The sequence below is a fragment of the Nitrosomonas sp. genome (assembly GCF_019635155.1).
Lineage (GTDB): Bacteria > Pseudomonadota > Gammaproteobacteria > Burkholderiales > Nitrosomonadaceae > Nitrosomonas.
Genome location: NZ_JAHBZY010000014.1, coordinates 23,427 through 49,335 on the forward strand (window position 1 = coordinate 23,427; position 25,909 = coordinate 49,335).

The 25,909-nt window shown below is 45.8% G+C and carries 21 protein-coding genes and 1 pseudogene; 13 read left to right on the forward strand and 9 right to left on the reverse strand.

Features of this window, described 5'->3' with window-relative positions:
- Positions 1 to 78: 78 nt before the first annotated feature.
- From KF839_RS10340 to ppc, 5 genes are read right to left on the reverse strand one after another with little or no spacing between them, the layout of a single operon-like run.
- The gene (locus KF839_RS10340) at positions 79 to 351 is read right to left on the reverse strand and encodes a YfhL family 4Fe-4S dicluster ferredoxin (RefSeq protein ID WP_292917768.1); all 273 of its coding nucleotides are present in this window, start codon (positions 349 to 351) and stop codon (positions 79 to 81) included.
- 8 nt (positions 352 to 359) lie between these two features.
- The gene (gene coaD, locus KF839_RS10345) at positions 360 to 845 is read right to left on the reverse strand and encodes a pantetheine-phosphate adenylyltransferase (protein WP_292917769.1); all 486 of its coding nucleotides are present in this window, start codon (positions 843 to 845) and stop codon (positions 360 to 362) included.
- Positions 838 to 1,392, reverse strand: a complete 555-nt coding sequence (gene rsmD / locus KF839_RS10350; RefSeq protein ID WP_292917770.1) for a 16S rRNA (guanine(966)-N(2))-methyltransferase RsmD — start codon at positions 1,390 to 1,392, stop codon at positions 838 to 840. The genes coaD and rsmD overlap by 8 nt, the downstream gene beginning before the upstream one ends.
- Positions 1,393 to 1,403: 11 nt before the next feature.
- Positions 1,404 to 2,708, reverse strand: coding sequence for a M16 family metallopeptidase (locus KF839_RS10355; RefSeq protein WP_292917771.1), 1,305 nt, complete (start codon positions 2,706 to 2,708; stop codon positions 1,404 to 1,406).
- A gap of 60 nt (positions 2,709 to 2,768) precedes the next feature.
- Positions 2,769 to 5,573, reverse strand: coding sequence for a phosphoenolpyruvate carboxylase (gene ppc / locus KF839_RS10360; RefSeq protein WP_292917772.1), 2,805 nt, complete (start codon positions 5,571 to 5,573; stop codon positions 2,769 to 2,771).
- Between the two features lie 123 nt (positions 5,574 to 5,696).
- On the opposite strand from ppc, the gene hemC reads away from it, so the two are divergent.
- The 3 genes from hemC to KF839_RS10375 all read left to right on the forward strand — a co-directional run bounded on the left by hemC (position 5,697) and on the right by KF839_RS10375 (position 8,776).
- The gene (gene hemC / locus KF839_RS10365) at positions 5,697 to 6,650 is read left to right on the forward strand and encodes a hydroxymethylbilane synthase (protein WP_292917773.1); all 954 of its coding nucleotides are present in this window, start codon (positions 5,697 to 5,699) and stop codon (positions 6,648 to 6,650) included.
- Positions 6,650 to 7,441, forward strand: a complete 792-nt coding sequence (locus KF839_RS10370; RefSeq protein WP_292917774.1) for a uroporphyrinogen-III synthase — start codon at positions 6,650 to 6,652, stop codon at positions 7,439 to 7,441. Before hemC ends, KF839_RS10370 begins: the two co-directional genes overlap by 1 nt.
- A 159-nt stretch (positions 7,442 to 7,600) precedes the next feature.
- Positions 7,601 to 8,776 (forward strand): heme biosynthesis HemY N-terminal domain-containing protein, encoded by a 1,176-nt coding sequence (locus KF839_RS10375; RefSeq protein WP_292917775.1) that lies wholly within the window; start codon positions 7,601 to 7,603, stop codon positions 8,774 to 8,776.
- Here KF839_RS10375 and KF839_RS10380 read toward each other — a convergent pair.
- Positions 8,773 to 9,849, reverse strand: coding sequence for a CDP-6-deoxy-delta-3,4-glucoseen reductase (locus KF839_RS10380; protein ID WP_292917776.1), 1,077 nt, complete (start codon positions 9,847 to 9,849; stop codon positions 8,773 to 8,775). The genes KF839_RS10375 and KF839_RS10380 overlap by 4 nt on opposite strands.
- A 45-nt stretch (positions 9,850 to 9,894) precedes the next feature.
- Here KF839_RS10380 and KF839_RS10385 point away from each other — a divergent pair, with 45 nt between their 5' ends.
- The 7 genes and pseudogenes from KF839_RS10385 to KF839_RS10415 form a co-directional block, all read left to right on the forward strand.
- Positions 9,895 to 10,788 carry an SDR family oxidoreductase gene (locus KF839_RS10385; protein WP_292917777.1) on the forward strand — a complete coding sequence of 298 codons (894 nt, stop codon included), beginning with the start codon at positions 9,895 to 9,897 and terminating at the stop codon, positions 10,786 to 10,788.
- A gap of 196 nt (positions 10,789 to 10,984) precedes the next feature.
- Entirely contained in the window at positions 10,985 to 12,208 is a 1,224-nt protein-coding gene (locus tag KF839_RS10390) for a type II secretion system F family protein (RefSeq protein ID WP_292917778.1), read from the forward strand.
- A gap of 37 nt (positions 12,209 to 12,245) precedes the next feature.
- The gene (locus tag KF839_RS10395) at positions 12,246 to 13,112 is read left to right on the forward strand and encodes a prepilin peptidase (protein WP_292917779.1); all 867 of its coding nucleotides are present in this window, start codon (positions 12,246 to 12,248) and stop codon (positions 13,110 to 13,112) included.
- A 3-nt stretch (positions 13,113 to 13,115) separates the two neighbouring features.
- The gene (coaE, locus tag KF839_RS10400; RefSeq protein ID WP_292917780.1) at positions 13,116 to 13,718 is read left to right on the forward strand and encodes a dephospho-CoA kinase; all 603 of its coding nucleotides are present in this window, start codon (positions 13,116 to 13,118) and stop codon (positions 13,716 to 13,718) included.
- A gap of 118 nt (positions 13,719 to 13,836) precedes the next feature.
- Entirely contained in the window at positions 13,837 to 14,592 is a 756-nt protein-coding gene (gene zapD, locus KF839_RS10405) for a cell division protein ZapD (RefSeq protein WP_292917781.1), read from the forward strand.
- A gap of 340 nt (positions 14,593 to 14,932) precedes the next feature.
- Entirely contained in the window at positions 14,933 to 16,783 is a 1,851-nt protein-coding gene (locus KF839_RS10410; protein WP_292917782.1) for a GGDEF domain-containing protein, read from the forward strand.
- Between the two features lie 284 nt (positions 16,784 to 17,067).
- A pseudogene (locus tag KF839_RS10415) lies at positions 17,068 to 17,411 on the forward strand (transposase family protein); the annotation flags it as partial.
- Positions 17,412 to 17,571: 160 nt separating this feature from the next.
- Here the strand turns inward: KF839_RS10415 and KF839_RS10420 are convergent.
- Positions 17,572 to 17,751 (reverse strand): hypothetical protein, encoded by a 180-nt coding sequence (locus KF839_RS10420; protein WP_292917783.1) that lies wholly within the window; start codon positions 17,749 to 17,751, stop codon positions 17,572 to 17,574.
- A 459-nt stretch (positions 17,752 to 18,210) separates the two neighbouring features.
- Between KF839_RS10420 and KF839_RS10425 the strand changes: the two genes are divergently transcribed.
- The 3 genes from KF839_RS10425 to ppsR are packed head-to-tail and all read left to right on the forward strand — an operon-like array spanning position 18,211 to position 22,445.
- Entirely contained in the window at positions 18,211 to 19,185 is a 975-nt protein-coding gene (locus KF839_RS10425) for a LysR family transcriptional regulator (protein ID WP_292917784.1), read from the forward strand.
- 51 nt (positions 19,186 to 19,236) lie between these two features.
- A complete protein-coding gene (gene ppsA / locus KF839_RS10430) occupies positions 19,237 to 21,618 on the forward strand; it encodes a phosphoenolpyruvate synthase (RefSeq protein ID WP_292917785.1) in 2,382 nt (793 codons plus the stop codon).
- The gene (ppsR, locus tag KF839_RS10435; protein WP_323802064.1) at positions 21,585 to 22,445 is read left to right on the forward strand and encodes a posphoenolpyruvate synthetase regulatory kinase/phosphorylase PpsR; all 861 of its coding nucleotides are present in this window, start codon (positions 21,585 to 21,587) and stop codon (positions 22,443 to 22,445) included. Before ppsA ends, ppsR begins: the two co-directional genes overlap by 34 nt.
- Positions 22,446 to 22,501: 56 nt before the next feature.
- On the opposite strand, the gene KF839_RS10440 is transcribed toward ppsR, so the two are convergent.
- The gene (locus tag KF839_RS10440; protein ID WP_292917786.1) at positions 22,502 to 23,800 is read right to left on the reverse strand and encodes a hypothetical protein; all 1,299 of its coding nucleotides are present in this window, start codon (positions 23,798 to 23,800) and stop codon (positions 22,502 to 22,504) included.
- Between the two features lie 248 nt (positions 23,801 to 24,048).
- Entirely contained in the window at positions 24,049 to 25,839 is a 1,791-nt protein-coding gene (mutL, locus tag KF839_RS10445) for a DNA mismatch repair endonuclease MutL (protein ID WP_292917787.1), read from the reverse strand.
- Positions 25,840 to 25,909 lie beyond the last annotated feature (70 nt).

Here is a 25,909-nt window from a genome sequence, read left to right on the forward strand (position 1 = left end):
CTTCAAGTGATGCGGAATGCAGCCGAGGATTAAACGGTGAAAATCATCGGATTTCAAAAAGTGAGGAGGAAGGTGATGCTAATCCGCTTTATTTTCTGAGGATTTGCCGGAAACCAGTCCGAGGTATTTTGCGTGAAGTTGTTCTTTGCTTTCAATTTTCTCAGGATTCGTCACGATACAATCCACCGGACATACTTCCACGCATTGCGGCACGTCATAGTGTCCGACGCATTCGGTGCATAGGTTCGGGTTGATTTGGTAAATTTCTTCACCTTGCGAGATAGCTCCATTCGGGCATTCAGGCTCGCAGACATCGCAGTTGATGCATTCGTCAGTAATGATTAATGCCATGATTGTTCTTAAAAAGATGGAATTATTTTTTCACGGAGTTTTTGCGCAACCAGTGGATGTACAAATGCATCGGCATTGCCGCCAAGAGAGGCGATTTCACGAACAATCGTTGCGGAAATAAACATGTATTGCTCGGACGGTGTCATAAATAACGTTTCAACATCCGGATACATGCTGCGGTTCATGCCCGCCATTTGAAATTCGTATTCAAAGTCTGAAGCGGCGCGCAAGCCGCGCAGAATAATCCGTGCATCTTGTTGTCGCAGAAAATTCATCAACAAACCGGAAAAAGCCATGATTTTAACATTAGCACAGTCTGATAGCACTTGTTGCGCCATCGCCACTCGTTCTTCAAGCGTAAAGAAGGGTTTTTTGCTGCTGCTAACCGCTACCGCTACCACGACTTGGTCAAACAACCGTGCCGCCCGGCGGACGAGATCTTCATGACCGCGTGTTATCGGATCAAATGTTCCGGGGTAAATGGCTTTATCCATGATTCATATACTCCATCAGTTGATATCGGACCGTGCCCGCCTTTGCGCTGCGATAAGTACGCCATTGTTGATCCGTCATCCAATCGCGGTTGGTTTCGGCATAGACAAACCCATTGTGCTTGAGATGCTGCGGCAGTAAAGGCATTATTTGATTGAATAATTCAGAGCGATAAGGTGGGTCGAGAAAAATAACATCAAATGTTCGGTTATCCGAATTTAAAAACTTAAACGCATCCATCATCACCAGTTCAACAGGGTCGGCTTGCAATTTTTCTTTATTTTCACGCAACGCATGAATGTTTCTGGCATCTACATCGACCATGACAACCGATGCGGCGCCTCGGGATGCGGCTTCAAAACCCAATGCACCGCTGCCGGCAAACAGATCCAGACAAGTCAGGCCGCTTAAGTCTTGTCCAAGCCAATTAAATACGGTTTCACGAATCCGATTGGCAGTGGGTCTCAGGTCGGGGTGTTCCGGGAAAGTCAGCAACCGGCTGCGCCACTGACCGCCGATGATGCGGATTTTCCCCCGGATTTGCACCATGTCCTTATTATTTATTCCATCGCACCGACGATAACAGCGACCATGCCATCGGGTTGAATCCTGCGTTGAAAGGCTTGCCGGATTTGTTCGACAGTTACCGCTTCAACCGCTACGAGATAATCGTTTAAGAACGTAAGCGGCAATTGATAAAAGCCGATTACCGACAGAAATCCTAAAATTTTGCTATTACTGTCGATGCGTAGCGGAAAGCCGCCGATGATATTTTGTTTTGCAGCGACTAATTCCTCTTCCGTCGGACCATTGACGATAAAATCCTTTAATACTTGCTTCGTTAATGCGAATGCATCTTCCGATTGTTCTTTCTTGGTTTGCAAGCCCACTAAAAAAGGTCCCTGTTCTTTGTAGGGAGAAAAGAAACTGTAAACGCTATAGGCCAGTCCGCGTTGCTGCCGAACTTCCTCCATCAGACGGGAAACAAACCCTCCGCCACCCAAAATATGATTTCCAACCAAGAGCGGGAAATAATCGGGATCGTTCCGGCGCAACCCCGGATAAGCCAGTTGAATATGGCTCTGAGCCGCTGGATGCGGGATTCTCTTAACGCCGGATGGCGGTATTGCCACTGCGGGAATCGTCGTTTCCGCTTCTTGAGAGGACAAGTTTTCGGTTAACCGCTCCGCGATTGCAGCCGCTTCTTGTCGTGTTATATCTCCGATCATCGCGATCGCCGCATTTTTTGAGACATAGTAGGAACGATAAAATGCGACCAAATCTTCACGTTGCAAGCGACTGAGCGTTTCGATCTCGCCCATTTCATTCAATCCGTACGGATGCTTTCCATAAAGCATTTTCATCAATTCGCGATCACCGATATAGTCCGGCTTGGTGCTCGATTCTTTGATTCCGGCAATGATTCTCGTTTTTTCGCGAGAGATGATATCTTTAGGAAATGCAGGATATTGGACAATGCGCGCAAATATATCCAACGCTTGTTTCCGCTCTTTATCGCTGCTCAGTGTCCGTAAAGAAACACCTGCGCGATCTCGATCAAATTGGCTTTTTAACTGAGCGCCGACATCTGCAAGCGCAGTGGCGATCTGATCTTCCGACAATCCATCGGCTCCCAGGCTTAGTAAATGTTGTACGAGACCGGCGCGTCCTGATTTATCGGGTGTATCCAAGCTACTACCCGCAGCGAATTCGATACTGATATCCAGAATCGGCAGATCATGATTCTCTACGAAATATACCCGTGCGCCATTTGATGTTTCCCAGTATTGGATCGGTAGCGAAGCCAATACCCATGACGAGAAGAAACTAATCAATACGGCTAAGAGGAATTGCTTGATTTGCACTAATATCTCCTAAGGCGCGTTCAATAAGCGCTAGTATTTTTAATACCTTGATGACATATTTTAACCACTATTGCGAAGGCCGGCTGTAACGCCATTGATCGTGAGATGAATGGAGCGTTTGACTTCTTCGCTATCCTCTCCGGACCGGAAACGGCGCAGTAATTCCACTTGTAAATGATTGAGCGGGTCGATATAAGGCGTCCTATTGCGGATACTGCGCGACAGTGTCGGATTGTCTTGCAGTAATTCTATATGACCGGTTATCGCGAACAGCCATTTTTGACTTCTGCCGCGCTCTTCTTGGATCCGTTTAAAAATCTGTTGCCGCACTGTAACATCTTCGACTAATTCGGCATAGCGTGAAGCAATGCCCATGTCGGTTTTTGCAAGCACCATATCCATATTCGACAATAGGGATCGCATGAATGGCCACTGTCGGTACATTTCCTGTAAAAGCGCCAGCCCGCTATGATCGGTTTCGCTGGATTGCGTTACAAAATCCTCAACGGCATGACCAAAGCCATACCAACCTGGCAACATCATTCGGCTTAAGCTCCAACTGAATACCCAAGGAATCGCGCGCAGATCCTCGATCGCATCGGAATTTTTTCGGGAAGGCGGTCTGCTGCCGATATGCAATCCCGCCATTTCCCGGATTGGCGTCGATTCCAGAAAGAATTGTTTAAATCCCGGTGTTTCATAGACAAGATTCCGATAAGCCGCAAAGGATGCAGACGCTAATTTTTCCATGACAGGATAATAGCGATCCGAATTTGCGCCGAGCGAATCATGACTGAGTAAAGTTGCTTCCATCGTTGCTGCAACCAAAGTTTCCAGATTGCGCCGTCCGATTTCTGGTTCCGCATATTTGCTACTGATAACCTCACCTTGTTCGGTTACCCGTATTTGGCCGTTTACACTACCGGGCGGTTGCGCCAAGATGCTTTGGTAACTCGGTCCGCCGCCGCGGCCCACAGTGCCGCCTCGCCCGTGGAATAGCCGCAATTTAACCTGGTGCTTGGCAAAGATTTTTGTAAGTTCGATTTCCGCTTTATAGATTTCCCAATTCGAGGTGATAAAACCTCCGTCTTTGTTGCTATCCGAGTAACCCAGCATGACTTCTTGAACATTGCCACGCGAAACCAGCAGCTTGCGATAGCATGGTATTGAGAATAATCGATCCATAATTTCGCCGCAGATTCGTAAATCTGAGATCGTTTCGAACAATGGGATGATGTTTAGGTGCAATTGCGGGGTTTCACCGCTTTGTAATAGACCGACTTGCTGTAGCAGATAAGCGACTTCCAAAACATTGATGATGCTGGTTGTCATGGAAATAATGTAATTTGGCAGGGCAGCACGACCGAATCGGCGATGAATGTCGGTTGCACAATGCAAAATGTGCAATTCCGATTGCGCCAGTTCGGAAAAGCCGCCATATGATGATAGTATCGGCCGTGGTTGGCTGATCTCGTTCAGCAACCATTCGATGCGTTGTTTTTCATCAAGCTGCGCATAGCCGCTGTTGCCTGTGTGATGTTCGAATAATTCGCTGACTACTTGCTCGTGAATTTTGCTGTGTTGCCGCATGTCCAGCGGCGTTAAATGAAATCCGAACACATCGGCGGCACGTCGCAAATTGCGTAATGCTCCGCGAGCAATCCAGGCGGATTTGTGCTGTTTCAATGAAGCAATGATGGTATCGAGATCTTGCAGAAATTCCGCGCAGTCGGAATAAGGCTCCCTCTTTTTTGCCGAGTTGGATTGCAATATTTGATGCCCGAATTGTTGAGCGGTTGCAACCAGCCGTGCGCCGATACTGAGAAAAATCCGACGATAGGGCTCATCGGATCGATTGGGAATATCAGGTGCGGTGGCTACTAATTTCTTAACACCATCGCTGACTTTGACCAGTCGTTCGGTCAAACTCATCGAACGGCCAATTTTTTGTGCCGCATCAATGTAATAATCCAATGCGACCGATGACTGGCGCTCAACGGCTCGCAACATGACATCATGTGTAACAAAAGGGTTGCCGTCGCGATCGCCGCCAATCCAACTGCCGATGCGTAAGAACGAGCTAACCGCAGGAATATCACTTTGATTCAGGCGGTGTTCGAGAAAATCCTCAATTTTTGCGTAAATATAGGGGATTTCGGTCAAGAATGTATAACTGTAAAAAGCCAAGCCATTTTCGATCTCGTCGTTAACCGATAGTCGACTTGGCCGCAGCATGCGCGTCTGCCACAGAATTTCAATGGTTGCTCGTAAATTTTCTTCATTATGCCGCACTTCGTTGGGCGTCAGCTCCGTTTGTGTCCGCTCCCTTAACAATCGCTCAATGGTGAGCTGGCAATCCAATATACTTCGTCGCTGCACTTCCGTCGGATGTGCTGTTAAAACTGGCGAAACAACCGCTTTCTTAAAAAAATCGAAAAGGATAGCGGGGTCATTGTTGTTGCTGGTCAGCACACGTTCAAGCGCCAGTGTCAAGCTGCCTTCCTGCAGCGGTGATCCTGCACGCAAATGCGCGCGGCGACGCCGATTATGATGAACATCCTCAGCGATATTGGAAAGCAATGAGAAATAACTGAATGCGCGAACAACGGGTAACGAATCATCATCGCTCAAGCGCCGTAGCAGCACTTCCAATTGTTGACGTGCAGTAGGATCCTCATCGCGGTGAAAACGAATCGCGGTTTGACGAATATTCTCGACTAATTCAAACGCATCATCGCCTTCTTGTTCGCGCAGTGTATCGCCCAGCATGCGACCAAGAAAACGAATATCTTCGCGCAACGGCAGATCTTTGTCGTCTACAGCATCATCACTAATACTATTTTTTTCTGGATCAGCGGCTTTCATTTCACCGCACATCCACGATTAAAAATGACCCCGGCGTACACTTGCGACAAACCAAGTAAGCGCCAGCCATGCTAAAATTACTTACATTAGGAATTTCTTGAATTTTTTTCATCTTATATCGTAATGCCCAATTCACTATTAATATCTCAGAAAATCGTTATTGCTTCCCGAGAAAGTTTGCTTGCAATGTGGCAAGCCAAATATATCCAGAGACGTTTAAACGAATTATACCCGCAAACTGAAATCAGCATACTTGGTATGACAACGCGCGGCGATCAGATTTTGGATCAATCGCTGTCAAAAATCGGTGGGAAAGGTTTATTTATCAAGGAACTTGAGCAGGCTTTGGAAGACGGTCGTGCGGATATTGCGGTTCATTCCATGAAAGACATGCCCATGAATGTGCCTGAGGGGTTTCAGCTGGCTGCTATTACCAAACGGGAAGACCCGCGCGATGCATTCGTTTCAAATCGCTACGCTTCTTTAGATGTATTGCCGCAGGGCAGCGTGGTTGGAACTTCGAGTTTGCGGCGTGAAAGCCAATTGCGAGCTCGTTTTCCACATCTTCAGGTGCAACCATTACGCGGTAACGTGCAGACCAGGTTACGCAAACTGGATGAAGAACAATATGCGGCAATTATATTAGCAGCAGCTGGTTTGAAACGTCTTGAACTTTCCGATCGTATTACGGCATTGCTGCATCCTGAACAAAGCTTGCCGGCGGTTGGGCAAGGTGCGCTGGGAATCGAGTGCCGAGCGGATCGCACCGACCTAGTTGAGTTACTGCAACCGCTCCATCATCAGGAAACTGCTTATTGTGTCGAGGCTGAGCGTTCCATGAGCCGCGTACTGGGAGGCAGTTGTCAGGTGCCTTTGGGTGCTTTTGCCGAAATTATCGGGGATTCACTTCAATTGCGCGGTTTTGTTGCGCAACCGGATGGTAAACGTATGGTTGCTAGCGCGTTGACGGGCAAACCGGAAACTGGCGTTGCGATGGGACAGCAGTTGGCTCAGAAATTGATTGCAGACGGTGCCGGTGAAATTTTGGCGACCCTAGTACCTGCGAATGGCTGGTAATGACATTTTCAGCAAATAAACAACTTGCCGGTCTGAATATATTGGTGACTCGTCCAATACATCAATCAACCGTTCTCGCGGCAAGCATTCGTTCTTTAGGCGGCAATCCGATAGTGTTTCCAACATTGGAAATAGTGGATCTTGCTGATTTGTCTCTATTATTTGGAGTAATCGATCGGTTGAGCGAATTTGATTGGGCCATATTCGTGAGTCCCAATGCGGTTAATAAAGCGATGCCCGTCATAACCGGTCGATGTGCATTACCTGCCCATATGAAAATAGCAGCTGTCGGTAAAGGTACTGCAGATACTTTAATACAATACGGTGTTAGTGAAGTATTGATTCCGAAAGATAAGTTTGATAGCGAAGCATTGCTTGAGTGTGCCGAGTTTGATGATATGACGGGCAAGCGCGTCGTCATATTTCGGGGCTTTGGCGGCCGGCAGTTGTTGGGAGATACACTCAAACAACGTGGTGCAATTGTTGAATATGCCGAATGTTATATCCGCAAGAAACCAGAGATTGATACTGCATCATTGATATCCGATTGGTCGCAAGGCCGGCTTCATGCGGTCATTGTTACAAGCAGCGAAGGACTTCATAATTTATTTGACATAATAGGGGAGCTTGGCCAACAATTGCTGAAAGTAACACCGATAATTACAACGCATGAACGCATTGCGCAGGCAGCAAGAAAAATGGGATTGGAAAAAGTTGTTAAAGCGCCGTCACCAGGCGATGCGGGGGTGCTGGAAAGTATCCAAGCATATTTTCAACCGACTGGAAAATAGCACTGCATAAAATGGCATGGAAAGAAACATTCAAAATAATAGGGATGCGAATCATAATATCGGGATAAATCGTTTGTACGTGTTTCTGATTATTTATATGATTTGCAATCTGCAGTTCAACATTAACAATGATCGACTCTACTGCAATGAGGAGAATATATGAAACTGATACTCTGGCTATTGGCGCTTTTTGCTGCCGCTGTAGCTGTTACCTTGGCCGCTAAGGATTTGACAGGGCGGGCTTTGCTGGAAATGCCGCCTTATCAAATTGAATTATCGCTTGATCACTTCGTCGTTGGCGCTATCGTAGCCTTTTTTGTGTTTTACATTCTTGTTCGATTAATTCTCGGGGTGTTTCAATATAGCGAACGACATCGGCATAAAAAAACGGATGAAATGTTGCTTTCGGGGTTAAAAGCCTATTTCGAGGGTGATTTTGTTAAAGCGCAAAAGAATGCTGCAGTTGCGTCGAAGTTGGCGGATACATCGATAGCCAAGGCACTGAGCGCCGTTATCGCTGCCCGGTCAGCACAAGTGCTTGGGGCAACAACGGAACGTGATCAATATATTCAAGCAGCACTGGCGGCGGCACCTGATGAAAAATCACTATGTCTTGCTGCCAAAACAGAATTTTTGTTGGATGAGGGGCGTTTTCAGGATGCTTTAAACGCCTTGCACTCTTTGTATTCTGAAGGAGGATTGCAATCAACGGCTATTTTGCAATTGGAACTGGAGGCGCGGAGGCAAGCGGGTAATTGGGATGCTGTGATTGAATTAGCCGAAATTCTCGCAAAACGTGCTTCAACCAATAAAGTAATGGTGAAAAAAATAAAGCATGATGCGCAAATTGAAAATATCAAAAGCAGGGTTACCGATTTACAGTCATTAAACCAGTATTGGCAAAATATTTCTCCTATTGAAAAAATGGATAGCAAGATATCCGCCGCGGCGGTTCGTGCTTATATTTCATTAGGAAGCTGCACCACGGCTCATCAAATTATTGAGCAAAATGTTCCCATGACATGGGATAACGAACTGATAGCGCTTTATTCGGAATGTCTGGATTATCACGTTAGCAGACAAATTGAATGCGCCGAGGTCTGGTTGAGATCTCAACCAAACAATGCACAACTATTATTGACGTTGGGTAAATTATGTATGCATTGTGAGCTGTGGGGGAAAGCACAGAATTACTTAGAAGCCAGCTTATCTGTTGAAGCGGGGTATGAAGCGCATTTTGCATTAGCTCAATTAAATGAAAAATTAGGTAAGCATGAGCTGGCTATGAGTCATTATAACGAAGGACTCGAATTAACCCTTAAGCATCTGAATTAGGTTGTATTCTTTGAGGGTTCGTTCTGTATAACGGAAGGATTGCTGGTTGATGGTGTGAAAACATCAGAGAAGAAAGCATCTTTGGGTAAGTTGCGATAGCTAGTGAAATCATGATAAGCAGCTTTAACCATCGCAGGCACACCGCAAGCGTATACTTGATGTTTTTCCAAAGTCTCGAAGTCTTGTAAAACCGCTTCGTGCACTAAACCGGTTCTTCCGTTCCAGTTGTCGGTAGGCAGCGGTTCCGATAATACCGGAACAAACGAAAAGTTTTCGTGTTGTTGCCAACTGTCCGCTAGATCAGCTAAATATAAATCGGCTTTGGTACGTGCACCCCAATAAAGGAACATTTTTCGCTTGTGGTTTCGTTTATTTTCTTGGTAAAAAACATGTTCAAGAATGCTTTTGATTGGTGCAAACCCCGTACCGCTGGCTAAGAAGATGATCGAGGTTGCTTTATCATCAGGAGCTTCGCGAAGGAAGAATGATCCAAGTGGACCGGTGAATCGAAGGATATCCTTTGTTTTCATGTGATTGAAAACGTATTCGGTGAAGACTCCACCCGGATAATTGCGCGCGTGTAATTGTAATAACTCGTCGTCATGAGGTGGATTGGCTAGAGAAAAGCTTCGACGTTTACCATCTTTGAGCAAGATGTCGATGTATTGTCCCGCTAAAAATTGCAATCGTTGATTGGCGGGAAGTTTGAGAGAAATAACCATTACATCTGGAGCGACAAGGTCGAGTTTCTGTACACGGCACGGCAGTGTCTTAATTTGAATGCCTTTAGTAGCATCGATTTCATGGCACTCAATGATTAAGTCTGATAATGGAACTGCGCAGCAAAATAAGGCATTGCCCGATTTCTTTTCATCCATTGTCAAAGCTTCATCGCTATGATGTCCATAGTCGACTTTGCCTTGAATGATCTTTCCCTTACAAACTCCGCAAGATCCATTCCGGCAACCATAAGGCAATGCTACCCCCTCACGTAAGGCTGCTTCCAGAATAGTTTCACCAGGCTCTGCAGTTAACATACGTCCGCTTGGTTGAATGATGATTTGATGGGACATTGAGTGCTAAATAAATTCTGGTTATAAAAAAGAAAATTAGTTTATATGAAAAAAATGCTATTAATTGTGGGTTGCGGTGATATTGCGCTTAGGACAGTACCGCTATTAAAAAATAAATACCGGGTACTTGGCTTGTGTCGAAGTTCGAACAGTATCGACCGCTTGCGATCACATGGCATTATCCCGATATATGGAGATCTCGATTTTATACAGACTCTAAAAAAACTTGCCGGAATAGCACAAATAATTTTGCATCTGGCTCCACCGGCTGGTAAAGGGTTGCATGACCAGAGAACGGCGCATTTGCTGTCGGTTCTTAGTAGACCCATGAATGATCATGGCGGGATTTTACCACAACGGCTTATCTATATCAGTACCAGCGGGGTATATGGTGACTGTCAAGGAGCCTTAATCGATGAGACATACCCAGTGTGTCCTGTGAATGAACGCGCGATCCGCAGAGTCGATGCTGAGAAACAAATACGCCGTTGGGGGCGACGAAATCATATTCATGTATCAATTTTGCGTGTGCCTGGTATTTATGCGGAGAACAGATTGCCGCTGAATCGTTTGCGCGAAGGTCATCCGGCACTTATTGATTCTGAAGACAGTTATACGAATCATATTCATGCGGATGACCTTGCTCAGATTATTTGTGCTGCTATTCATCATGCGAAACCCCATAGAATCTATCATGCGAGTGATGATTCACAGCTTAAAATGGGTCAATATTTTGACCTGGTTGCTGATCGTTTTGGATTGCCCCACCCTCCCCGTATCTCTCGTAATCAAGCGCAACAGCAGATTTCTCCCGCTATGCTATCTTTTATGAACGAATCAAGACTTCTTAATAATCTTCGGATCAAAAAAGAATTACGCGTTAAATTTTTATATCCAATCGTAAATGATGGCATAAAAGCTGTATTGCAAAAAAATTAACGGATTTGATCGAGTGAGAATCCAAGATATTTTCTTTTCAAATTTTTTCTCAGTAAGACTTTAAACTGTGCCGTTAACCCGGGACAACTTCGAATAGGCACTAGCAGTTTTTTCGAGCTAAAGTGGAACTTGAGTTTTTGCCTGTTTTTTTGATTAAGTTGATTTTATGGATTCCCGAGTTTTAAGGAGTATATTTATGGCGACCCTAATTGCACGATCAGAAAAGAAATTAAAAGAAATTAATTATTCCTGGGAAGGTAAAGACAAAACGGGGAAACTGTTAAAAGGCGAGATGCGTGCTGCAGGAACGGTTGTTGTGACCGCGACATTACGTCGACAAGGCATAAAGGTTACAAAAATAAAGAGAACGCAATCCGGCGGTACTATTACTGATAAGGATATTACGCTTTTTACACGTCAGTTAGCGACCATGATGAAGTCCGGTGTGCCATTACTACAAGCTTTTGATATCGTTGCTAGAGGTCATACCAATCGTGCGGTAAGTAAATTATTGATCGATATAAAGACAGATGTGGAAACAGGTAGTAACTTAGCGGATGCATTCCGGAAATATCCGCTTTACTTTGATGCGCTCTATTGTAACCTTGTTGGGGCAGGAGAAGCTGCCGGTATACTTGATGGTATTTTAGATCGGTTAGCGACCTATAAAGAAAAAATTCAGGCTATCAAGGGAAAAATTAAATCCGCACTTTTTTACCCGATTTCTATCATTGTGGTAGCTTTTGTCATTACTGCAGTGATAATGATTTTTGTAATTCCGGCATTTAAAGATTTGTTTGAAGGTTTTGGCGCCGAGTTGCCAGCTCCAACACTTTTAGTCATGACAATTTCGGATTTCTTTGTGGATTATTGGTGGGCCATTTTGGGTGTTGTTGGTGGCGGGGTTTATGGATTCCTGTACGCATGGAAGAGGTCGGTTCCGATGCAACGTGTTATGGATCGTCTAATGCTAAAACTGCCAATTTTTGGAGAAGTTATTCGTAAAGCGACCATCGCACGCTGGTCGCGTACACTTTCAACAATGTCCGCAGCTGGTGTTCCATTAGTTGATTCGTTGGATTCAGTTGCGGGTGCGGCTGGAAATTTTATTTATTATGAAGCAACGAAGAATATTCAATTAGAAGTCAGTACTGGAAATAGCTTAATGGCCTCGATGGCTGGTACTAATGTGTTTCCAAGTATGGTGATTCAGATGGTTGCTATTGGCGAGGAAGCGGGATCTCTGGATTCGATGTTGGGAAAAATCGCCGACTTTTACGAAGCGGAGGTGGATGATGCGGTTGATGCCCTCTCAAGTTTGATGGAGCCCATGATTATGGTTGTGCTGGGAACATTGATTGGCGGTATGGTCGTTGCCATGTATTTACCCATCTTTAAGATGGGCATGGCTGTTAGTTAAATCAAATCGATAATAGTCTGATTAAATTTATTTTCCTATGACAATACCATACTTATCGATGTTGCAGGAGGATCCCGGGTTATTTATCGCTATGATTTCAATACTCGGATTGATGGTTGGAAGTTTCCTGAATGTTGTAATATTTCGCTTGCCAGAAATGATGCGCAGGAGCTGGTCCGAGCAATGCGCTGAATTGCGAGGTGAAGCGTTTGAAAAACAATCAACGTTTAATCTTATTTTCCCGCGATCAACATGTCCCGAATGCGGACATAAAATATCTGTATGGGAAAATATTCCGATTATCAGTTATCTAGCGTTACGGGGACGGTGCGCTCAATGTCACGCGCAGATCCCGTTGCGCTATCCCATCGTGGAAGCTGTAACGGCTTTATTGAGTGCGGCCGTTGCCTGGCATTTTGGTTACACTTTAGTGACCGGTGGAGTATTAATATTTGTCTGGGCACTTATTGTGCTTGCTGTTATCGATCTGAACACACAATTGCTACCGGATGATATTACCTTACCGTTATTATGGTTAGGACTATTGATCAATTTGAACAATGTTTTTACGGACACTCAATCTTCAATTATCGGAGCGGCTGCAGGTTATTTGTCACTGTGGCTAGTCTATTGGTGTTTTAAGCTATTAACGGGTAAGGAAGGGATGGGGTATGGTGATTTTAAATTATTGTCCGCGATTGGTGCATGGCTAGGATGGGGTATGCTCCCATTGGTGATCGTTTTTTCTTCCCTTGTAGGGGCGTTTGTTGGTATTGGGTTGATTATTGCGGCTAAGCAAAACAAGAATATTCCCATACCTTTTGGCCCCTATCTGGTTGGTGGTGCTTTGATAGCCTTGTTCTGGGGTGAAGAGCTAACCGATAGCTATCTTGGTTTGTTTTAACCTATGACTTTTGTTGTCGGTTTAACTGGAGGCATTGGTTGCGGGAAGTCAAGTGCGAGTCAATTTTTCTCTGATTTAGGTATTAATGTCATTGATACAGATGTAATAGCCAGACAGTTAACTCAGCCTGGTGGTCAGGCTATCGATCAAATAAGAAAAACATTTGGGGATACTTTTCTTGCTGGCAATGGTTCGCTGGATAGAGAAAAAATGCGTAACTTGGTTTTCTCAAATTCTGATTCAAAGGAAGAGCTTGAAAAAATTCTTCATCCTCTTATTCTAAACGAAGTAGTACGGCTCGTGAAAAAAGCTCGATCTCCTTACGTCGTCGTTGTTGTTCCATTGCTATTAGAATTAAAGGATTATGATGATCTGATAGATCGTGTTCTAGTCATCGATTGTGAGGAACAACAACAGATTTTACGCACTATGATGCGAAGTCAGCTTTCTGAACAATTTGTCAGGGCGGTTATGGCCACTCAGATCACAAGGGAGGATCGTTTACAGAGGGCGGATGATATCATTTTCAACAATCAGGATATTGCTTACTTAAAAATGCAGATTACTCGTATGCACAATAAGTATATGACTGAAAATAATAATTAATTAATTTTTGGTGCTACTTGCTGAGAAATTATTTGGGAAAATAATTTTTTATATGAAATAATCGTATCCGAAGTTCAAGTAGGATCTAAAAATTTTTTTCTGTGGATGTATTGTTATTGTGATTTGTTACGAACACCCGCTTAACGAGCGTATCCGTACTCTGCTTAAGCTTGAGGATCTATTTAATAAAATAGATTTCTTTTCTAGCAAGAATACTGCTACGGAGCATCATGCTTCACTGGTTGCTTTATTCGAAGTACTTGATATTACAAGTCGTGCTGATATCAAATCGGATCTATTGCAAGAATTAGAACGGCAAAAGCAGATCCTGGAAATGCTGAGAAAAAGTCCGGAGGTTTCAGAGGAAGTGCTGGATAGCGTACTTGCTGATATAAAGACAACGTTCCGTGAAATGTTGGTTTTTCCGGGTAAGGTCGGTGAACATCTGCGTGAGAATGAATGGCTAATGGCAATCAAACAGCGAATAGGAATACCCGGTGGCTGCTGCGTTTTTGACTTGCCATCGTATCATTATTGGCTCAACTTGGATCCTTCGCTACGACATCAAGATTTTAGCGAATGGTTGACGCCATTCCAACCCATTCGGAATGCATTTGGAATTGTGTTACACCTTCTGAGGAAGAGTGGCAGAACTCTGAAAGTTATTGCGAACCAAGGAGTTTTTCAGCAAACTGGATCGGAATATTCTGCGCATATGTTGAGAATTAACCTGAGCGATCAGTTACAGTGCGTGCCGGAAATCAGTGCAAATAAATATGCCTTAAATATTCGTTTCATTCCAACTCAGTCCGGACAAAAAAGCAGAGTTTATGAAGGTGATGTTACATTTGAGCTTACCTTCTGTAATCTCTGATAATACCTTCTATTTACTCAGTAATTAACTCTTGAATTTTTGATCCTTAGTGGCCCTCAAGTATTAAGAGAGTTTCGCATTGTTCCGTATAACACGTCCATAATTCCTAGAGAAGAATCTTCGTAGCAGTTAGGGTCTGATTCGGGCTCAAGTAGATAAATTACTTGTACTTAATGAAGAGATGGTTCTTGGTAACAGGTATAAACCTTACTGTTATTTTCTTCTCTAGAAGAATTCTTTCCGAAAAATAACGGCGTTATTAACTGATATTCGTTCAATTGATTTGCGCCGTTATGTTCTATCATCTGGCAATTAAATGTTTAGCTTCTATGAGAGTTGTATGAGTCAAAACATGAATGCAAATCCCTCAGTCATCGCTCGCGAGACATTGAAGCAGTTGGCCATACTTAAAATTCCGCCGACACCGGATAGTTATCACAAATTATACGAGCAGATTGCGGGAAATCCAGATCATCAAATTTCGGTATCAACAGCAAAAATGTTAGCCGAGTTAACCAAAGAATTTCCGCGTCATACAACCTCACTATTGAATTGTGCAAATAATCTGGAACAAGCTATCACCGAGAAAAGTTGGTTGAAATTTAAAGCTGCATTACTGAAATTTTTATCGACTGATGATTTGCATACGGATAACACGATGCCATCGGCTGGGACAAAAAATAAAGCTACTGTAGGCTGGGCAGAAATTATTGGGCAACTTGTTAAAGAGATCAACAATTCGAAAGATGTTTCCCATACTGCTGAGAAGAGAGAATCTATAGAGAAAGTACTTAACGAATTTTCAAATAATCAGGAGCTTTTACATGGCAATTTAGTCGCGTTAGTCCAGTCATGGAAGATGCCAGCAAATTCGAATGAACAAGAGAGGGGGATTGAAGAAGTTCCGTTATCTGGAAAAGTTGTTGACACAGTATCACTGGAAACTAGTTCTGAGAAGGATATTTTAGCTAAGGAATATGATATCAGCGGCTATGTCGATCAGCTTCTCGAATTAATGGCACAAGTACTTGAGCGCATTATTGCCAGTCAAATCAGTGACAAAGATTTAGCTGATGAAGCGAGGTTATTGGCTCGTCAGGTTAAAGGGATACAGAGTAAACTGGGGATGGAGCAATTTATCGAGATCTTCCAGAAATTTTGTGGCAAGTGCGAAGCTTGTGAAAACAAGAATGGTGAGATACAGCAAGGATTGCTCAAGTTATTGAATCTGCTGATGGATAGTACAGGAGATCTGCTTTCCGAAGACCGGTGGATTAAATCACAACTGGCTAAGTTTAAGAAAGTGATGTCCAAATCGCTGGATATACAGGTGATATCACAAGTAGAATCTTTGCTGGAAAAGATTATTGAGAGACAGCTTTATATCAAGCAAAACCTGGGTGAAACCAGGGAAACTATGCGAAAAATGGTTACTTCTTTGATTTCCAATCTTGAAGAATTGTCTGATGCAACAGGTGGTTATCACGATAAGTTGGGGTATTATTCAGAGAAGATCAAGCAAACTAACGATATTAAGGGGCTCAATAAGTTACTTGCGGAGATTGTGCAGGAAACTCAGAAAGTACAAAAGAGTGTACTGAGTCATCGTAATGATTTATTAGTTGTACAAACTGAAGTAAATGCGGCACAGAGTCAGATCACTCAGCTTGAAGCGCAGTTGCAAGAAATGAGTGACCAGGTGCAGGAGGATCATCTCACAGGTGCGTTGAACCGGCGCGGATTCGATAATGCCTTTCGGCGTGAAGTGACTTATTTGAGTCACACTCAAGGGCTTCTTTGTTTTGCTCTGCTTGATATCGATAATTTCAAGCAGTTGAACGATACTCACGGGCATCAAGTTGGGGATGATGCGCTGATATATCTGGTAGAAGCAGTCAAAGAAACATTGCGGCGAGAAGATGTGATATCACGATATGGTGGCGAGGAGTTTGCAATTTTGCTTCCGAATACCGCGCTTAAAGAAGCGATATCAACAATTGCGAGGATTAAACGTTATTTAACCAAGAAATTTTTTCTGCACGGGAACAATCGATTGCTGATTACATTTAGTGCCGGTGTAGCTCAATATCAATCCGGTGAATTGCAGGAAAATTTATTTAAACGTGCCGACGAAGCTTTGTATCGCGCAAAGAGCAATGGTAAGAACCAAATTGTTGCGGCAGAAATGTAATCGTATTATCGGTATACACATTAGCTTGAAGGTATTTGGCTGTAGGAATTCAGACTTGATCTGACAATAAAATCTTGCCAAAGGGTGGGATTACCGGGTTTGATAAAGGTGTGAATCTTTATCAACCAGGCGCGCAAGCGCAAAGGAGCGACTCCATGAGTAGTTTTCAACAGAACGTTATCAAACACAAGATTGGTCTGCTTAATCTGGCAGCCGAGCTTGTGGCAATGTATCTCGCGCCTGTAAGGTGATGGGTTTTTCCTGCGATACTTTCTATCGCTATTGTCGGCACCATCAAGGGTGTGGGATGTATTTACCAGCAGAATTTCGAAATGGGCAGCCGCCAAGCGATATACTACCAAAACACCGATTGCAGCGGCTGATTTACTCAATAACCGGGTACTGCCGTTCTTCGCTGAGCAAGGTATGAGCGTCATCCGTATCCTGACCGACCGTGGCACCGAATATTGCGGCAAGCCGGAGAATCACGATTACCAGCTATCTGGCGCTAAATGACATTGAGCATTCCAAAACGAAAGTCAATCATCCTCAGACCAACGGTATTTGCGAGCGTTTCCACAAAACCATCTTGCAGGAGCTCTATCAAGTAGCATTCCGGCGCAAGATGTGCTGTGAGTGTACCTCAATGTGAACCTTAATTGACGCAAAGGAGATATAGGACGATAAAGTAACTGAATTTGACCTAACAGGTACATCGTTAAATCGGGTAATTGTCAGATTGGGTTTGAATTAATACACATTACAGAGCAACGTATTGCTCGGTTTCTCTATTCCAAATGAAATTCTTTGCCTTGCTTAACCATTGACACCGGACGATTGAGCTTGAGTGTTTTTCTAAGCAACCAGCGTAACTGCAATTTGATTCTTCTAATCGATTGATGATATTCAGCATCCAAATTCACCGATATATTTGCTGCATTTTTTAAGTCATTGAATTCCCGGTTCATGTTGGATCTCCTTTATAAATAATAGCTGACGTTGCTGTATCTATTCAGATTCAACTCACGTTTTATAATTAAAATACGTGAATTCCAAAATTAGGGTGCATCGTTTTTTCGACTTGTTCGTTGCTTGCGTGTAGAAAAAGTTTCCGATATAACTTCCTATTACCTGTCGATCGCACGTTCTTATCAAGCGCGCATTTAATTGATGCGGCAATTTTTTGTTTGTTAATGACGGAAAAAAGAATTCATAACAATTTTCTTCTTGTAATAATTGATAGGAATCCAAACAATCGCTTGTACTATATAGTCCCGCACTAAGACCATAGGAAAACAGGTTTAAGCCATGGAGTTTCAACTTTTTAAGTTGAGCATAGTGTAAAATTTTTTAATCATAAATAACAATAAATTGTTTCTATTGTTTTGATAGATATTAGTCTATTGATGCATGAAAAGGAGGATGCCATGCGCCACAGCACCATCCGGCAGCTAGAAGTTTTTGAAGCGATTGCACGTTTAAATAGTTTTACTCGCGCGGCTGAAGAATTATTTTTGACGCAACCGACGGTGTCGATGCAAATCAAGAAATTGACCGATGATATTGGTTTGCCGCTTTTTGAGCAGGTGGGTAAAAAGATTTATCTGACAGAGGCGGGAAAAGAACTATATCAAACATGCCAGGGAATTTTCGAGCATTTCTCTCGTTTTGAAATGATCGTGTCGGATATGAAAGGTCTTAAATCCGGGAAATTGCGGCTGGTAGCGGTCACGACGGCTAAATATTTTATTCCACGATTATTAGGTATGTTTTGCCAGCAATATCCTGGCATCGATGTTTCTTTACAAGTCACCAATCGTGAACGTGTTTTAGAGCGTTTGGCCGACAATCGGGATGATCTTTATATTATGGGGCAGGTGCCGGATACTATGGATGCCGTGGCGGAGGTTTTTTTAGATAATCCATTGGTGGTGCTGGCATCTGCGGATCACCCGCTGGTTAATCAAAAGAATATCAGTATCGATCGGTTATGTGACGAGTTCTTCATTATGCGTGAACCTGGTTCGGGAACGCGCATGGCAACTGAGAGCCTTTTTACGGAGCGTAACAAGAAACTCAAGGTTCGCATGGAATTGGGCAGCAATGAGGCGATCAAACAGGCGATAGTCGGACGCTTGGGGATTGCGGTGCTATCGCGGCATACGTTGGCATTGGATGGTTCGACGGGGCAACTGGCGGAATTGGATGTCGAAGGTTTTCCACTGAAGCGGCACTGGTATTTTGCATACCCTGCGGGTAAGCAGTTATCGATTGTGGCAAAAACTTTCTTGGAATATTTAAGGCAAGCGAATGACTGTTTGGAAGATTTGTCGTGCCGCCATGCTATTACCGGTCATTGTCCATTGCTGAAAAGTGGAACTGACGTGCAATCCGACGATTAGTACTTGATTTCTCTGGTAGTTACTCAATTAGAATGATATAGAGGTGTTGCAATGAATCAATATATCGCTTGGTTTGATCAGTTGAATATGCAGGATGTCAGTTCCGTCGGCGGTAAGAATGCTTCATTGGGCGAAATGATTAGCCGTTTGTCGCATGCAGGGGTCAACGTGCCGAACGGCTTTGCCACGACAGCCTTGGCTTACCGGGAGTTTTTGCAAACAAACGGCTTGGTGGAACGTATCAATGATTTGTTGGCCGGACTGGATGTCAGTGATATTAATGCATTGACGGCCGCCGGAAAAACGATTCGTGGCTGGGTGCTTAATGCGGTCATGCCCGATACTATTCAGGCTGCGATCGCGCAAGCTTACGAAAGATTGGCTGCCAGCAGCAGCGGCAGCGGTGACATTTCGTTTGCGGTGCGTTCGTCCGCGACCGCTGAGGATTTGCCCGATGCTTCATTTGCCGGGCAACAGGAGACATTGCTGAATGTGCACGGTTTGCCGCACATTCTGGCAGCGGTCAAAACGGTGTTCGCTTCGCTGTATAACGACCGCGCCATAGCCTATCGCGTGCACCAGAACTTTTCGCATGACAAGGTTTTATTATCTGCCGGCATTCAAAAAATGGTGCGTAGCGATCTTGGCGCCAGCGGGGTGATGTTTACGCTCGATACCGAATCCGGTTTCCGCGAGGCGATTTTCATTACGGCGGCGTATGGATTAGGTGAAACCATCGTACAAGGCACTGTCAATCCGGATGAGTTTTATGTCTATAAACGCGGGCTTGCCGCCGGAAAGCCTGCGATTTTATCGCGGCGACTGGGTAGTAAAGCGATCGAAATGGTGTATGCCGATCAACAGAGAGGCAGCGATGCCTATACGTTGACGCGCGAAGTTGAGTCCGCGAGGCGCAATCGCTTTTCGTTGTCTGACGCGCAAATCGAAGCATTGGCGCACCAGGCGGTGATTATTGAGCAACATTATGGCCGTCCGATGGATATCGAATGGGCGCTGGATGGTCAGGACGGGCAGCTGTACATCGTGCAAGCGCGTCCGGAAACAGTCGAAAGTCGTGCTGCGCCGGTGCTGGAACGATTCAAATTGACCGGCAGCGGCAGCGTTCTGACAGAGGGGCGCGCGATCGGCAGTAAAATCGGTCAAGGCATCGCCCGACTGATCGCCGGAGCCGATCAAATGCAACTGATACAACCGGGTGATGTACTAGTGACCGATATGACCGATCCGGATTGGGAGCCGATCATGAAACGCGCATCCGCGATCGTCACTAACCGTGGCGGGCGGACCTGCCACGCAGCCATCATCGCGCGCGAAATGGGTATCCCGGCGGTGGTCGGCTGCGGGAATGCCACAACGTCGATCAAAGACGGCACACCGGTCACGGTTTCCTGCGCCGATGGCGACACCGGTTTGGTTTACGGTGGCCTGTTGCCATTCGAGCATACCATGGTGGATACCGGCCAATTACCGGATTTACCGATTAAAATCATGATGAATGTCGGTAATCCGTCGCACGCTTTTTCTTTTGCGCATATGCCCAACCAAGGCGTGGGTCTGGCACGGCTGGAATTTATCATCAATAACATGATCGGCATTCATCCTAAAGCATTGCTCGAATTCGAACGGTTATCGGACGATTTGAAACAAACAATCGGTGAGCGCATTGCCGGATACGCAGGTCCTGTCGATTTTTATGTGGATAAATTGACCGAAGGCATCGCCACGCTGGCAGCGGCGTTTTATCCGCACCCGGTGATTGTACGCACTTCCGATTTTAAATCGAACGAATACGCCAATTTGCTGGCGGGTGATCGCTATGAACCGCACGAAGAAAATCCGATGATCGGTTTTCGCGGTACTTCGCGGTATGTGTCGCCTGATTTTCGTGACTGTTTTGAACTCGAATGCCGGGCGTTATGCAACGTGCGCGACGAGATGGGTTTAACCAATGTCGAAGTCATGATTCCGTTTTGCCGTACACTGGAAGAAGCCAAACAAGTGACGGAGTTGCTGGCGTCGCAAGGATTGAAACGCGGCGATAATGGCTTGAAGGTGATCATGATGTGCGAAATCCCATCGAATGCTCTGCTGGCAGAGGAATTCTTGGAGTATTTTGACGGTTTCTCGATCGGCTCGAACGACATGACGCAACTCACACTCGGTCTCGATCGTGACTCCGAGCTGGTGTCGAAACTATTTGATGAGCGCAATCCGGCAGTGAAAAAGCTGCTGGCAATGGCGATTGACGCGTGCCACAAGCAAGGTAAATACATCGGTATATGTGGGCAAGGGCCGTCCGATTACCCGGATTTCGCTGCCTGGCTCTATGAGCAAGACATCAGTAGCCTATCGCTGAACCCCGATTCGGTGATCGAAACTTGGTTGCACATCGCCCGTTTGCACCGGTCGTGAGCAAGCAAAAACGCACCGTTTTCTATTTATCCGACCGTACCGGCATCACTGCGGAAACGCTCGGGCACAGCCTGTTGACACAATTTGACGGCGTCGAATGGGAAACCGTCAGCGTACCGTTTCTGGATTGCGAACGCAAAGCCACCGATGTTGCTGCCTGGATTAACCGCGCTGCGGAGCATGACGGCTGGCGGCCGCTGGTATTCAGCACGCTGCAGCAACCGGAGATTCTGGCAATTATCAAACAAGCCAATTGCCGTATCTATGATTTTTTTGAAACTTTCACGCATCCGGTCGAAGAAGAACTGCACCAATCATCGGCGCGTAAAGCCGGACGTTCGCATGGTTTGCAACATCATCCGTCGTATTTCAAGCGGATCGATGCGATTAATTATGTGCTGGCGCATGACGACGGCGTCAATCCGAAGCATTTTGTGGAAGCCGATATCATCCTGATCGGCGTATCGCGCTCCGGCAAAACGCCGACCTGCCTGTATCTGGGCCTGCAATACGGCATTGCCGCCGCCAACTACCCGCTGACGCCGGACGATATGGCAGTGCAGCAACTGCCCAAAGCGATCGAAGCGGTCAAACACAAACTATTCGGTTTGACGCTTACCCCGGCGCAACTGCATTTCATCCGTCAGCAACGCCGCCCGGATAGCGAGTACGCTTCGCTAACACAGTGTCAATGGGAAATCCAATGGCAAGAAGCGCTGTTTAACCGGTTCAATATCCCGTATCTGGATACCACGCGTATCTCCATCGAGGAAATCAGTGCAACCATTCTCGACCGCTGCGGATTGAAGCGGCAGTTGTATGGGTGAGGTGTTAGAAACTATAGCTGTTAGCAATAACATGTGCTTTTCCAAGTCATGAATATTTACTTTTCCTCAATCACCACATTCTTCTTAACAATCGCTTGCGACCGTTCGATTCTTACCGTGTCTTTTTTGATTTGCTCGACAGTTTTGCCGTCAGCCTGGGTTGTGTATTTGATGCTGATGCTATGTTCGCCGACCGGGACGTTGCTGAGCATGAAGAAACCTTGATCGTCGGCTATCGTGTTTATCTGTGGGGATTCGGATATGAAAACTTCGGTTTTTTGCGGGGTGAAGTTTTTGAATGTCACTACGCCGGCAATTGCGCCGTATTGCGGTCCATCCGTACTTCCCGGGGTAATCTTGTTGGCGACCGAGCGTACCATCAGCAGAATGGTTTCCGAAGCGAATCCGGCGGTAAATGCCAATGCTACCGAGTTGGTCAGATTGCTTGGTTCGATTAGATAATAAGCAAGAATCGCCAGAAAAGGCGCGGAGATGAATTGCACGATCTGAAAAATCAAGTGCTCGCGGAATTCGTATTGCGTCAGATGCGATTGATGTTTCGTGGCAATGTGTTCATCGCTCACTTGTTTTTGCAATTCCGGCAAGCGGCGAGTCAGGCTAATGCTGCCGCCCATCAATGCCAGGATGATGAAGTGAAGCGGAATCATCAAGCCGTCGCTGACCGCGCAGGCAGTTGCTTTTCTGATTTCTTTTCCGGTCTTATCGACTTCGATTTCCTCTTTGCATTGATTGATATAGCCACCGATGTTGATAACCCAGGTTCCGACGATTTTTTCAGGCGCGATGGATATTTCTTTTCCGGTATCGGATTTCTCCTTGAAGCAGCTTAAGTAACCTGCTTGACTATCGAGCGAACAACCGATCAACACGGCAATTGGTTGATCGCGCAGTGTTTTCGTTGGTTTGTTGTTGAATTCATTGATGAAGGGATAGAACGTTAAAAGCAGTGACAGCAGCATGAAGCTATACGCAAATATCATCCATTTATAGCGTTGGTGCGAGCGTTGCTTTTCCAATGCTTCCTGCTCTTCAGGCGTCATTCCTTCAGCCGGGAGACGGGCGATGGGGTCGGCGAAAATTTGCACAAAAATGATACAAGTAAAGATGATGCCCGGCAGAATTGGAAGCGTGAATGATTCAGAATCCAAATTGGTGCGTACCAAAGCGACGATAAAATATGCAAAATTGAGTGTGTATGCGAGAATCCAGCACCATTGTCTGCGGATCGTTTCGAGCGGTCGTATGTTCATGGAATCGAGCAGGCCTCGATCGTTGGATTGATCGGGCTGCGCGGTCGCCGATTGAATATTGCCGGGTGTTTTATCCTCATTCATCGTCTTAATCCTTTCTCATTTTTCGCGTGTGAATCGAAGAATCCGGTACAGCGATCAGTCAACGTTTGTTTGATCGTTGATTAATTTCCAATGCCGGCCTGGGTTTTTAGCGCATCTCCGGAAAATTGGCAATATCTAGCGGATAATTTTTGTAAAATTCCGTTGACCGTACCGCTGAGAATTTTTGGAATCGTGCATATTCCTATAGAAGTCATGCATGATAAGTGAGTGCCGTTACGGTCAAGTCGCTATTTTCCGCGCATGAACAATTTATCCAGCTCGGCCAGGCTGGTTTCAAACCAAGTTGGCCGCCCATGGTTACATTGATCGGCGCGTTCGGTTCTTTCCATGTCGCGTAGTAGCGCATTCATTTCTTCGAGCGTCAGCTTGCGGTTGGCGCGCACTGCGCCGTGACACGCCATGGTGGCGAGAATCTCATTGCGCCTGGCGGTAAGAATCTGGCTGGCGCCGTATTCACGAATCTCTTGCAACAGGTCGCGGGCGAGCTGAATGACATCGGTTTCTTTTAAGGCGGCCGGTACTGCGCGTACGGTCAGCGTGGCGGGTGACAGAACGGCGATATCGAATCCCAACTGCGCCAACGTATCGTGGTTTTCTTCCACCACGGCGACTTCCAAATTACTGGCATGAAACACGGACGGGATCAACAACGGTTGTGTCGCGATTTCATGCCGGTCGAGTGCTTGTTTCAGTTGTTCGTATAGAATGCGTTCGTGCGCGGCGTGCATATCGACGACGACCAATCCGTGCGTATTTTGCGCCAGGATATAGATGCCGTGGAGTTGCCCCAGGGCGAAACCGAGCGGGTAATTGTCCTGTCCTTTCTCAGTTGTGTGGTGATGGTCCGCAGTTGAAATTTGCGCTACGGTGGCTGGATTGGCGAACGGCACGGAAGCGCGCGGCTCGGTGCCGAATAAAGTGCCGTAGAAGCTGGCTGGCTGCGACGCTTGGCCCGGCCGTGCCGGATGATTGTTTGAATAGGTGGAAAATGACCGGGAAATGGGCGTGGTTTCACGGGTTTGTGGTTCTCTTGACGGCGCCGCCAGTACTTTATGGATCGCATGAAATATGAATTGATGCAGCGCGCGCGCTTCGCGGAAGCGAACTTCGGTTTTGCTCGGGTGCACGTTGACATCAACATTCTCCGGATCGATATCAAGGAACAGCGCGAACGCCGGGTGCCGTTCCAGATGCAGTACATCGCGATAGGCTTCGCGCAGAGCATGTGAAATCAACTTGTCACTGACGAAACGGTTGTTGACGAAAAAATACTGCATGTCGCGAGAAGATCGCGCGTAAGCCGGTAGCGCGACCATGCCGGTCAGACGCATGCCGGCGGATTCTTCGTCAACCAATGCAGCCGCTTGGCTGAATTCATCGCCAAGAATTGCCGCGATCCGTTGCGGCATGCTGGTGGCGCGCAAATGGCGGCGCACTTTGCCATTGTGCTGCAGTACGAATTCAATGCCGGATTGCGAAAGCGCGGTGCGTTTGAAGGTTTCGTCGCAATGCGCAAATTCGGTGGTTTCTGATTTCAGGAATTTGCGACGGGCCGGGATGTTAAAGTACAGATCGTTGACGTCTACAATGGTGCCTTGCGTCAAGGCAGCCGGAGCGGGCTGGGAAGCGGTGGAGCCTTCGGCGTGGATTTGCCAGGCATGTGCTTGATCCTGCTGCTGACTGGTGAGCGTTAGTCTGGCTACGGCGGCGATGCTCGCTAATGCTTCGCCGCGAAAACCCAAGCTGGTAATTTTGTGCAAATCTTCCAATGTGCTGATTTTGCTGGTGCTATGCCGTGTCAATGCCAGTAATAATTCATCTTTGGAGATACCTGCACCGTTATCCGCGACGCGAATTTGTTTGACGCCGCCTTGCTGCAGATGGACGGCGATTTTTCCAGCGCCGGCGTCGATGCTGTTTTCCAGAATCTCCTTGAGCGCCGACGCAGGGCGTTCGACCACTTCGCCAGCGGCGATTTGATTGATCAATAACTCGGGCAGCGGTTTGATTGCAGGCATAAGAAACTGTGATTATAAAATTGTGATTATAATGCTGAAACTAACCGCGTTCATTGTACGTTGAACGTTT

Bases quoted from the DNA above. Each gene is read 5' to 3' on its own strand.
- KF839_RS10420 (WP_292917783.1), bottom strand. From the start codon at position 17,751: ATGAACCGGGAATTCAATGACTTAAAAAATGCAGCAAATATATCGGTG.
- rsmD (WP_292917770.1), bottom strand. From the start codon at position 1,392: ATGGTGCAAATCCGGGGGAAAATCCGCATCATCGGCGGTCAGTGGCGC.
- hemC (WP_292917773.1), top strand. From the start codon at position 5,697: ATGCCCAATTCACTATTAATATCTCAGAAAATCGTTATTGCTTCCCGA.
- KF839_RS10440 (WP_292917786.1), bottom strand. From the start codon at position 23,800: ATGAATGAGGATAAAACACCCGGCAATATTCAATCGGCGACCGCGCAG.
- KF839_RS10425 (WP_292917784.1), top strand. From the start codon at position 18,211: ATGCGCCACAGCACCATCCGGCAGCTAGAAGTTTTTGAAGCGATTGCA.
- KF839_RS10380 (WP_292917776.1), bottom strand. From the start codon at position 9,849: ATGTCCCATCAAATCATCATTCAACCAAGCGGACGTATGTTAACTGCA.
- KF839_RS10340 (WP_292917768.1), bottom strand. From the start codon at position 351: ATGGCATTAATCATTACTGACGAATGCATCAACTGCGATGTCTGCGAG.
- KF839_RS10410 (WP_292917782.1), top strand. From the start codon at position 14,933: ATGAGTCAAAACATGAATGCAAATCCCTCAGTCATCGCTCGCGAGACA.
- coaD (WP_292917769.1), bottom strand. From the start codon at position 845: ATGGATAAAGCCATTTACCCCGGAACATTTGATCCGATAACACGCGGT.
- KF839_RS10395 (WP_292917779.1), top strand. From the start codon at position 12,246: ATGACAATACCATACTTATCGATGTTGCAGGAGGATCCCGGGTTATTT.
- coaE (WP_292917780.1), top strand. From the start codon at position 13,116: ATGACTTTTGTTGTCGGTTTAACTGGAGGCATTGGTTGCGGGAAGTCA.
- ppsA (WP_292917785.1), top strand. From the start codon at position 19,237: ATGAATCAATATATCGCTTGGTTTGATCAGTTGAATATGCAGGATGTC.
- KF839_RS10390 (WP_292917778.1), top strand. From the start codon at position 10,985: ATGGCGACCCTAATTGCACGATCAGAAAAGAAATTAAAAGAAATTAAT.
- KF839_RS10385 (WP_292917777.1), top strand. From the start codon at position 9,895: ATGAAAAAAATGCTATTAATTGTGGGTTGCGGTGATATTGCGCTTAGG.
- KF839_RS10375 (WP_292917775.1), top strand. From the start codon at position 7,601: ATGAAACTGATACTCTGGCTATTGGCGCTTTTTGCTGCCGCTGTAGCT.
- KF839_RS10370 (WP_292917774.1), top strand. From the start codon at position 6,650: ATGACATTTTCAGCAAATAAACAACTTGCCGGTCTGAATATATTGGTG.
- ppc (WP_292917772.1), bottom strand. From the start codon at position 5,573: ATGAAAGCCGCTGATCCAGAAAAAAATAGTATTAGTGATGATGCTGTA.
- mutL (WP_292917787.1), bottom strand. From the start codon at position 25,839: ATGCCTGCAATCAAACCGCTGCCCGAGTTATTGATCAATCAAATCGCC.